We start from the raw sequence: 9,550 nt of genomic DNA, 5'->3' as shown, positions 1-9,550 counted from the left end.
GTGCAGGGGTGGGCATGTGGCTCACTGTGACCGAGCCGCCGTGGGGCATGGGGCGGTTGTCCCGTGGCACGGAACGGTGATTCGTCGGACCGGGGGCGGGGGAGAGCCGGCGTTTTTCGTCATGCCGACCTGCCCCTGAGCTGTCTGGCCAGCCCGAGCGTTGCCGTCTTCACGGCGGCGGCCAGCTGCGGGATTCGATACTGGGCTATCGGTACGGAGATCGACATGGCCGCGACCGCCTCGCCCTGTACGACGACCGGCGCGGCTACGCAGGCCCGACCGACCGTGGCCTCCTCGCTCTCGAACGCCAGCCCGGTGGCCCGGATCTCGGCCAGTTCACGGCGCAGCCGCTCCGGATCGACTATCGAGTTGGCGGTGATCCGCCGCAGCGGCTTGGCCAGGACCGTGGCGCGGACGTCGTCCGCGCTGAAGGCCAGCAGTGCCTTGCCGACAGCGGTGCAGCTCAACGGGAGGCGGCCGCCGACTCGCGAGGGCAACGCCAGGTCGGAGTGGCCGTAGATCTTCTCGACGTAGACGACATCGAGATCCTGCCGGACCCCGAGGTGCACGGTCTCGTGGGTGGCCAGGAAGAGGTCCTGCATGAACGGCAGTGCGCTCTCGCGCAGCCGTTGCTTCAGCGGCACCAGCGCGCTGAGCTCGAACAGGCCGAGCCCGAGTTCGTAGCCCTCGGAATCCCGGGCGAGCAACTGGTGGTCGATGAGCTCCTGGCTGAGGCGATGCACAGTCGATTTCGGCATCCCGGTGCGCTCCGCCAGTTCGTTGAGGCGCAGCTTGCGATCACCGGACCGGAACGCCTGGAGTATCCGGAGGCTCTTCTCCAGCATGTTCGCTTGATCGCGACTGCTGATGTCCCGTGTCACGGGACTGGGTCTTACCGCTGGTCGGGTCACCGAGTACACCTCCTCAGCACGGCGGGCGTTTCGATTCGCGCGGGTCGTCAGTCGTTCTTCGGTGCCGGCTACGGGCGGTGGCGGGGGGTCGTGCGCCTCTGCCGAGCGGCACCGGTTGTTACGTCTTGGTTAACCACGATCGTCGGCGATTTTGCCCCTTGACGAGGTAGCCGTACATCGTACGATACGCAACACGGAACGACATGACCAGGCAATGTTTCACCGATCGCCAGCCCGAGTTCCGTGACCGACAGGAGTTGACATGTCGCAATCCGTGACAGGGGCGTCAGGGGCGCAACCACGCCAACGTGCGCTTCGCCTGCCTGTCCCCCCACCGCTTGTCGGGTTTATCATCCGGCGGGCGCTGCGGGGGGTGATCGTCCTCTTCGCCCTCTCCCTGCTGGCCTTCGGGCTGGTGCACCTGCTGCCCGGCAGCCCGGTCGACACGCTTGCCGGCCCCTACAGCGACGCCGCGACCCGAGCCAGGCTCACCACCGACCTGGGTCTGGACAAGCCGCTGCCCGTGCAGTACGTGACGTGGCTGGCCAACACCCTGAGCGGTGACTTCGGCACGTCGGTCTTCAACGGCCTGCCGGTACGCGAGCTGATCGGCGACCGGTTGCCGAACACCCTGCAACTCGCGGTCTTCGCGACCCTGACCTCGATCGCCTGGGGGATTCCGGCGGGGGCGCTGTCCGCGATGAAGCGGGGGCGTCTGTTCGACGCCACGGCCCGGGCGACGACCTTCGTCGGCCTGGCCATCCCGGTGTTCGCCTTCGGTGTGGCGCTGGTCCTGCTCTTCTCGATCGCGTTCCCGAGCTGGCCCACCCTCGGTTTCGTGCCCTTCTCGCAGGATCCCGCTCAGAACCTGCAGAGCATGGTGCTACCCAGCATCGCGCTCGGGCTGCCGCTGGGCTCGACGCTGTGCCGGTTCATGCGCTCCTCGATGCTCGAGGTCTACGAGCAGGACTTCATCCGCACCGCGTTGGCCACCGGCAGCACGCACCTGCAGGCGACGATGCGACACGGGCTGCGGAATGCGGCTGCTCCCGTGGCCACGGTGGCGGGACTCCAGATGGCCGGAATCGTCGGCAACTCCATCCTGATCGAGAACGTCTTTGCCATCCCGGGCATCGGACAACTCACGGTCACGGCGATCACCCAGCACGACGTCGCGGTCGCCCAGGCGTGCATTCTCGTCCTGGGGGCCACCTACGTCGTGCTGAATTTCGCCGTCGACCTTCTTCTTCCGCTTATCGATCCGCAGATCGGAGCGAAATGATGACGCACGCAGCCCCAGTCCGGGTCGGTCCGGAAGCGGTGCCGAACCGGCAACGCCATTGGTTCGCCGCGTTTCTCCGCACCCGGCGGGAGGCGAGCGCGGGAATCCTGCTCCTGGTCACGCTGGTGGTGCTGTCGATGACGGTCCACCTGTGGGCCGACTACACGCCCTCAGAGGTGGCCGGCGCGCCGTTCTCGCCGCCGAGTGCCCAGCACCTGCTGGGCACCGACGACCTCGGCCGGGACTATCTCGTCCGGCTGATGACCGCCGGGCAGACATCACTGGGTATCGCGTTCTTCGCCGCGGCGCTCGCGCTGCTGGTGGGCTCGGCGATCGGTATCGCCGCCGGGCTACGAGGCGGCTGGCTCGACTCGTGGCTGATGGCCGGCATCGACCTCGTCCTCTCCTTTCCCTCGCTGCTGCTCGCACTGAGCGCGGTCACCGTCTTCAACCCCACGAAGACGATTCTGGTCCTGGTGCTCGCGCTCATCGCCGTACCGCAGTTCGCCCGGGTGGTTCGGGCGAAGTGTCTGGAACTGCGCGAGCGGGAGTTCGTGCTCTCGGCTCGGGTGTCCGGCGTGCCGGATCCGGTCATCGCCGTCAAGCATCTCCTGCCCAACGTCCTGCCGCTCATGACCGTGCAGTTCGCCAACACCGCGGCTATCGCCATCCTCATCGAATCGTCGTTGAGTTACCTCGGCCTCGGTGTCCAACCGCCGGACCCGAGCTGGGGAAACATGATCTACGCCGCCCAGAGTTACATGATCGAGTGCCCCTGGCTGCCACTCGGTCCGGCCGGTGCGCTTCTGCTCGCCTCCTTCGCCTGGGGACTCATCGGCGAAGGCTTCAGCGGCGGCAGCCGCTCCCTCATCTGATTCTCGGACCAGTTCCATCCCCCAGCTCTGTCGTTCCCTCCCGACGAGCACACGAAGAAGGGCAACCCTCATGTCTCTTGTCACCAACTCCCGTCGGATCGGGGTGCTGGCGGCGTCGCTCGTCACCCTGGTCGCGGCGGTGGCCGGATGCGGCGGCTCGTCCGCCGAATCGCCGGGCACGACGGCCAGCGGTGAGCCGCGTCGCGGCGGCACACTCACCATCGGCGAGGACAGCCAGCCACTGAGCGGATTCGATCCGATCATGGCGCAGTCCTTCAACTCGAAGCGGATGGTGTCTCAGTTCTACGAGGGACTGCTCGCGCTGGACACCGACCTCGAAACCCTGAAGCCCGCCCTCGCGACGGAGTGGAAGGAGGTGTCGCCCACCGAATATCAGTTCACGCTCCGCGAGAACGTCACGTTCCACAACGGTGAGGCGCTCACCGCCGAGGACGTCAAGTTCAGCCTGGAGCGGATCGTCGACCCGGACCAGCACTCGCCGTACGCGTCGCTCTACAGCTTCGAGAGCATCGACATCGTGGACGACAAGACCGTGAAGGTCGTGCTGTCGCGTCCGCAGTCGTCCCTGCTGCACCTGCTCGCTCAGCCGTGGAGTGGCGGCATCGTCGACAAGAGCTGGATGGAGGGCAAGGACAAGGACGCCCTCAAGACCCAGGAGAACGGCACCGGCCCGTTCAAGCTGCAAGAGTTCCAGGAGGGTTCGCTGATCAGCACCGTCCGCTTCGACGGGTACTGGGACAGTGGCCTGCCCTACCTCGACCAGGTCAACTACCGGCTGATGGCGGACGAGTCCACCCGGCAGCAGGCGCTCTCCTCGGGTGCCGTCGACATGATTCAGACCCGGGTGCCGAAGAACGCCGAAGCGCTGGGGAAGCGCGGGCTGCAGGTCGGCCCGGCGTACAAGCTCACCTACTGGGTGGGTCTGGACGTGAGCCAGGGGCCGCTGGCCAACGAGAAGGTCCGTCAGGCGATCAGCCTGGGTCTGGACCGTAACCAGCTCATCGAGATCGGCTCCCAGGGCACCGGTGAACTCGCGTACACCATCCCGCCGGCCGACCCGCTGGGCACGGCGGCCACCGAGGACACCCCCTTCTACCGGTACGACCCGGAGCAGGCCAAGAAGCTGCTCGCCGAGTCCGGCCTGAAGGACATCAAGCTCAAGATCAACCTCCAGGCCGACAACTCGCAGTCGCTGCCGACCGCGCAGCTGATGAGCGAGCAGCTCAAGAAGATCGGCATCGAGCTTCAGGTGCAGCAGATCCCGTTCGCGACCCTGGTCAGCAACCTGCTCTCCGGCAACTGGCAGACCGACATGATCGTGCTCAACGCGGCGCTCAACGCGGACGCCAGCCAGTACCTCGCGCTCTGGTTCGCCAAGGGCATCCCATCGACGAAGGTCGACGACCCGAAGCTGTGGGAGATGATGGACGAGGCGATCTCCACCACCGGCGGCAACGACGCCCGCCGGGCGAAGTACCAGGAGATCGGCGACTACATCGCCCAGAACGTGTACCAGATCGTGCCCTACGCGGCGCCGAGCCAGTTCGACGTCTGGTCGCCGAAGGTGCAGGGCTACCAGGCCGACGCCACCGGAACCAGGATCTTCCTCAAGAACGTCTGGATGGGATGATTTGCCGTGACTAGTACGACCCCGTCGGCCACGACGCTGGGCCGCCCTGAAGACCCCGCCGCCCGGCTGCCGCTGCTCGACATCAGGAACCTGACCGTTGGGTACGGCGAGGCAGCACCGAGCGTCCAGGGCGTGACCCTTCGCGTGGAACCCGGCGAGATCGTCGGACTGATCGGCGAGAGCGGCAGCGGGAAGAGCACGGTCGCCATGGCCGCGCTCGGCCTGCTGCCGCGCAGCGCCCGGATCGAGGCCGAGCGGTTCGATGTCTGCGGGGTGGACATTCGCTCGGCCTCCACCCGGGAGCTGAACACCCTGCGGGGCAGCTCCGTCGCCATGGTGTTCCAGGACGCCATGGGCGCCCTGGACCCGTGCATGCGCGTCGGGGCCCAGATCGCCGAGGTGGTGAAGCGCCACCAGCGCCTCAGGGGAGCGGCGTGCCGCAACGAGGTGCTGGAGTTGATGGCCCGGGTCGGTCTGCCGAATCCCGAGACACGTGCCCGGCAGTATCCTCATCAACTCTCCGGCGGGCTGCGTCAGCGCGCCGCCATCGCGCTGGCGCTCGCCGGCAAGCCGCGGATCCTCCTCGCGGACGAGCCCACCACCGCGCTCGACGTCACGGTCCAGGCCGGCATCCTGCGCCTGTTCCGCCGGATCCGCGACGAACTCAACGTCGCCATCGTGCTCATCTCCCACGACATGGGGGTGATCGCCCAGACCGCCGACCGGGTCGCCGTCATGCTCGACGGGTCGGTGGTCGAGCAGGGCAGCGTCGAGCAGGTGCTGCTCAGCCCGGAGACGCCGTACACCCGCAAGCTGTTGGAATCCGCACCGAGCCTGGACACCGAGCCGGCGCGGACCGAGGCCGGTGACGCTCCGGTGACCGGGCAGCACGGCAGTGACCCGGAGCGCCGTACCGACCTGATGACGGTGACCGGGGTGACGCGTCGGTTCCGCGTGAAGGGACGACACATCACCGCCGTCAGCGACGTCTCGCTGAGCGTCAAGCGGGGTGAGGTGCTGGGCATCGTGGGCGAGTCCGGTTCCGGCAAGAGCACGCTGGCCAAGTTGCTCGTCCACCTGGACAAGCCGAGTGCGGGCACGTTGGCGATGGACGGGCTCGACTACACGAGACTGCGCGGTGCCCGGGCCCGGCGCTTCCGGGACGCCGTGCAGATGGTTTTCCAGCACCCCGCCGGTTCGCTGAATCCGCGATTGAAGGTGGGCACCTCCATCCGGGAGCCGATGCGGGCCAGCAAGGTCAGCCGTGGCGACGGCGAAGACCGGGTCCGCGGACTGCTCCGCGAGGTGGGTCTGCCCGAGGGGTGCGGAGATCGGCTGCCGCACGAGTTCTCCGGCGGGCAGAAGCAGCGCATCGCGATCGCGCGGGCGTTGAGCTCGTCACCGGACGTCGTCATTCTCGACGAACCCACCTCCGCCCTCGACGTCTCGGTGCAGGCACAGGTCCTGGACCTGCTCGACCGCCTGCGCAGCCAGCACGACCTCACCTACGTGTTCATCTCGCACAACCTCGCCGTGGTCCGGCAGGTCAGCGACCGGGTCGCGGTCATGTACGCCGGTCGAGTGGTCGAGGTGGGCGACTGCGCGACCATCTTCGCGAATCCACAGCACTGGTACACCCGTACGCTCATCGCCGCCGTGCCCTCGACGGACCCGCGGCACCGCAACGACGGGGAGGGCGAAGCGCCTCGGGTAGGCGGCTCCGGCGCGGCGGGCAACGCGACCCCGCCCACCGACAACGCGCCCGCCTGCGCCTTCGCGACGCGCTGCCCCCGGGCAGAAGCGCGCTGCTGGGCCGAGGCACCGACGCTGACCGAGGTCGGGCCTGGGCAACAGGCGGCCTGTCACTTCCCGGCAGCGCGCGGCGCCGTGGCCGAGCAGGGCGGATCGTGATGAGCGGACTGATGGATCGTGACGCGCACGAGCAGGCGAGGCTCGTCCGCGAGGGAGAGGTCAGCGCCGAGGAGCTGGTGGCGGCTGCCATCGACACCATCGAGCAGCGCGACGGTGAGGTGAACGCTGTCGTCCACAAGCGCTACGAGCAGGCGCTCGACGAGGCCAGACGCATCACCGGCAGCACCGACGGTCCGTTCGCGGGGGTGCCGACACTTGTCAAGTCGATGGACGCGCTCGCCGGTGCCCCCGCCCACCTCGGCTCGGTCTACCTTGCCGGGCGGGGACGGACAGCCGCCGAGGACTCGCCTGTCGTACGCCGGCTGCGCCAGGCCGGCTTCATCGTGCTGGGACAGACCGCGGCACCGGAGTTCGGTCTGGTCTCGGTGAGCGAGACGAAACTGCACGGCGTGACCCGTAACCCGTGGGATCTCACCCGGACACCCGGTGGTTCGTCGGGTGGTGCCTCAGCCGTGGTCAGCGCCGGCATGGTGGCGGTGGGTCAGGGCGGGGACGGCGGTGGCTCGATCCGGATGCCGGCGGCGTTCTGCCACCTGGTCGGGTTGAAGCCGAGCCATGGGCTGTTGCCAGGTCGGATCGAGAAGGGTGACAGGTGGGGACACAGCGTCCCGGCGGTGGTCACCCGTAGCGTCCGGGACACCGCAGCCGTCGTCGAGTTCCTGGCCGACCGCGCGAACCGGAGCCCGCGGCTGCCCGCGTTCCGGCACGGTGACCTGAGCGATGCGGTCGTCGGCCGCGATCCGCGCCCGCTGCGCATCGGCTATGTCGCCCAGGCGCCGGCGTACGCGCCTCAGGTGGTGGACTCGGTACGCGACGCCGTCGCTTCGATGGCCGGGCTGATGGAGTCGCTGGGCCACCGGGTGGAGGAGGCGCATCCGGTTGATCTGTTCGACCCGCATGTCCTCAGTGCCTTCTTCGACACCCTCAGTGTCACCGTCGCCCAGTCGGTGGACCAGCTGACGGCGGAGGTGGGTGCCGCGCCCGGCCCCGACGACCTGGACCCGATCACGCGGTTCTGGGAAGAGCGTGGTCGGCAACTGAGCGCGGTGGAACTGGCCGACGAACTCTCCTGGCAGCAGGGCTACAAGGTACGCATGGCGGGCTGGTGGCAGAGCTTCGATCTGCTGCTCTCTCCGGTGTTCTCGACGCCGGCCCCGGAAGTGGGCTGGCCCTGGCGTGAACCGGGCGGCATCAAGAAGTCGGTCGATGTGCTGACTTTCACCGCGCCGTTCAACACCACGGGACAACCGGCGATATCGGTTCCCGCGGCGGTGACGGACAATGGGCTGCCGCTCGGGGTGCAGTTCGTCGCCGATTTCGGTCGCGAGGACCTGTTGCTCCGGGTGGCACACCAGGTGGAGACCGCCCGACCCTGGAACTCGATCGCGCCGCGATTGCGCTGAGCCGGGCAGTTGCCCGACAGCGTGGGTACGGCGAGAGAGCCCAGGCAGCAAGTACCTAGGAGGACAGAGCCCGATGCCAGCCGTGAAGGGTGAGCCGGTGAGCCGGCGACCACCGTCCAAGCGCGCCAAGCTGAGCAAGGCGGACATCGTGGCCGCGGCGCTGGAGATGTCGGACGCGTCGACCGGCCTGGAGGCGGTCACCATCCGCAGTCTCGCGAGCCGGCTGAATGTCGGTGCGATGACCCTCTACGGCTACTTCAGGAGCAAGGAGGATCTCCTCGACGCGGTCGCCGACCATGTCATGAGCACCCTGCCCGTGGCCAGCGTTCCCGACGAGTCACCCGAAGAAGCGATCCGGGCGATCGCCGACGCCTTCCTCCAGTTGATGACCGAGCACCCAAGCGTCGTGCTGCTGCTTGCCAGCAGGACGACCCGCAGCCCGGACTCCCTGCGCGTGGCGATGGAGTCGGTGCTGCGCCGACTGGTGACCGCTGGCCTGCCCGCTCCGTTGGCGGTCCAGTGCTACGGATTCCTGATCCAACACGCCATCGGCTACACGACCTATCGCGTTCCCCGACCGTGGGGTGGCGAGCCGACCGCCGAGGTGCTTGAGCTTCGCCGGCAGCAGGAGCACTTCTACGCCGCGCTGCCGGTCACCCACTTTCCGCTGGTGGTGGGATGGGCGAGTGATCTGGCCCTGCTCCCGGCTCGGGAGACCTACGACTTCGCGATCGACGCCCTCGTGGCGTGGGTCACCCAGCTTGTCCCGCAACCGACCTGATCGTTCATACCCCTAGTCAGGAGTACCCCCGATGCATGACCCATTGCCCGGATCGCTGACCGGCAAGACCATCGCTGTGCTGGGTGGTACCGGTCCGCAGGGACGTGGCCTGGCCCGACGTTTCGCGGCCGTCGGCCTGACCGTGGTCATCGGCAGCCGTGATGCGGCGCGTGCCGCCGAAACGGCCGCCCAACTGGCGGCGGGGACCGGCGGCTCGGTGTCGGGAGCGGACAACGCCGCAGCCGCCGCGGCGGGCGACATCGTGGTGGTGGCGGTGCCCTGGGAGGGGCATGCGGACCTGCTCAAAGGGCTCGCGACCGCGCTGAGTGGCAAGGTCGTGGTCGACTGCGTCAACCCTCTCGGCTTCGACAAGCAGGGTGCCTACCCGCTTGCAGTGGCCGAGGGGTCTGCGGCGCAACAGGCGCAGGCACTGCTGCCGGAGAGCACCGTGGTGGGCGCCTTCCACAGCGTGAGCGCGGTGAAGCTCGACGATCCCGAGGCCGCTCCGGTCGACACTGACGTGCTGGTGCTCGGTGACGTACGCGCGGCGACCGACCTGGTGCAGGAGCTCGCCGGCACCATCCCCGGGGTGCGTGGCATCTTCGGCGGACGCCTGCGTAACGCCCACCAGATCGAGGCCCTCACCGCCAATCTGATAAGCGTGAACCGCAGGTACAAGGCACACGCCGGGATCCGGATCACCGACGTGTGACAG

General features: G+C 68.2%; 8 protein-coding genes. 7 read left to right on the top strand and 1 reads right to left on the bottom strand.

The annotated features are described in order from the left end of the window. Positions 1–119: 119 nt before the first annotated feature. Positions 120–845 carry an IclR family transcriptional regulator gene (locus C1I93_RS10115; protein WP_111242988.1) on the bottom strand — a complete coding sequence of 242 codons (726 nt, stop codon included), beginning with the start codon at positions 843–845 and terminating at the stop codon, positions 120–122. 328 nt (positions 846–1,173) lie between these two features. Between C1I93_RS10115 and C1I93_RS10110 the strand changes: the two genes are divergently transcribed. From C1I93_RS10110 to npdG, 7 genes are all read left to right on the top strand, one after another. Continuing rightward, positions 1,174–2,193, top strand: coding sequence for an ABC transporter permease (locus C1I93_RS10110; protein WP_223256205.1), 1,020 nt, complete (start codon positions 1,174–1,176; stop codon positions 2,191–2,193). Then, entirely contained in the window at positions 2,193–3,068 is an 876-nt protein-coding gene (locus C1I93_RS10105; RefSeq protein WP_181445100.1) for an ABC transporter permease, read from the top strand. Before C1I93_RS10110 ends, C1I93_RS10105 begins: the two co-directional genes overlap by 1 nt. Before the next feature lie 70 nt (positions 3,069–3,138). After that, positions 3,139–4,719 (top strand): ABC transporter substrate-binding protein, encoded by a 1,581-nt coding sequence (locus C1I93_RS10100; protein WP_111242981.1) that lies wholly within the window; start codon positions 3,139–3,141, stop codon positions 4,717–4,719. A 6-nt stretch (positions 4,720–4,725) separates the two neighbouring features. Then, positions 4,726–6,630, top strand: coding sequence for a dipeptide ABC transporter ATP-binding protein (locus C1I93_RS10095; RefSeq protein ID WP_119663619.1), 1,905 nt, complete (start codon positions 4,726–4,728; stop codon positions 6,628–6,630). Beyond that, a complete protein-coding gene (locus C1I93_RS10090) occupies positions 6,630–8,054 on the top strand; it encodes an amidase (protein ID WP_111242980.1) in 1,425 nt (474 codons plus the stop codon). Before C1I93_RS10095 ends, C1I93_RS10090 begins: the two co-directional genes overlap by 1 nt. Positions 8,055–8,127: 73 nt before the next feature. Beyond that, the gene (locus C1I93_RS10085) at positions 8,128–8,835 is read left to right on the top strand and encodes a TetR/AcrR family transcriptional regulator (RefSeq protein WP_111242979.1); all 708 of its coding nucleotides are present in this window, start codon (positions 8,128–8,130) and stop codon (positions 8,833–8,835) included. 31 nt (positions 8,836–8,866) lie between these two features. Continuing rightward, on the top strand, positions 8,867–9,547 hold the full coding sequence (gene npdG / locus C1I93_RS10080) for an NADPH-dependent F420 reductase (protein ID WP_111242978.1): 681 nt from the start codon (positions 8,867–8,869) through the stop codon (positions 9,545–9,547). Positions 9,548–9,550: the final 3 nt, after the last annotated feature.

This window comes from Micromonospora endophytica, assembly GCF_003236305.1.
Classification (GTDB): Bacteria; Actinomycetota; Actinomycetes; order Mycobacteriales; family Micromonosporaceae; genus Micromonospora; species Micromonospora endophytica.
Note: the sequence above shows the minus strand (reverse complement) of the source record. Positions and strands in the feature narration are given on the sequence as shown.

Bases quoted from the DNA above. Each gene is read 5' to 3' on its own strand.
- C1I93_RS10115 (WP_111242988.1), bottom strand. From the start codon at position 845: ATGCTGGAGAAGAGCCTCCGGATACTCCAGGCGTTCCGGTCCGGTGAT.
- C1I93_RS10105 (WP_181445100.1), top strand. From the start codon at position 2,193: ATGACGCACGCAGCCCCAGTCCGGGTCGGTCCGGAAGCGGTGCCGAAC.
- C1I93_RS10085 (WP_111242979.1), top strand. From the start codon at position 8,128: ATGCCAGCCGTGAAGGGTGAGCCGGTGAGCCGGCGACCACCGTCCAAG.
- C1I93_RS10110 (WP_223256205.1), top strand. From the start codon at position 1,174: ATGTCGCAATCCGTGACAGGGGCGTCAGGGGCGCAACCACGCCAACGT.
- C1I93_RS10090 (WP_111242980.1), top strand. From the start codon at position 6,630: ATGAGCGGACTGATGGATCGTGACGCGCACGAGCAGGCGAGGCTCGTC.
- C1I93_RS10100 (WP_111242981.1), top strand. From the start codon at position 3,139: ATGTCTCTTGTCACCAACTCCCGTCGGATCGGGGTGCTGGCGGCGTCG.
- npdG (WP_111242978.1), top strand. From the start codon at position 8,867: ATGCATGACCCATTGCCCGGATCGCTGACCGGCAAGACCATCGCTGTG.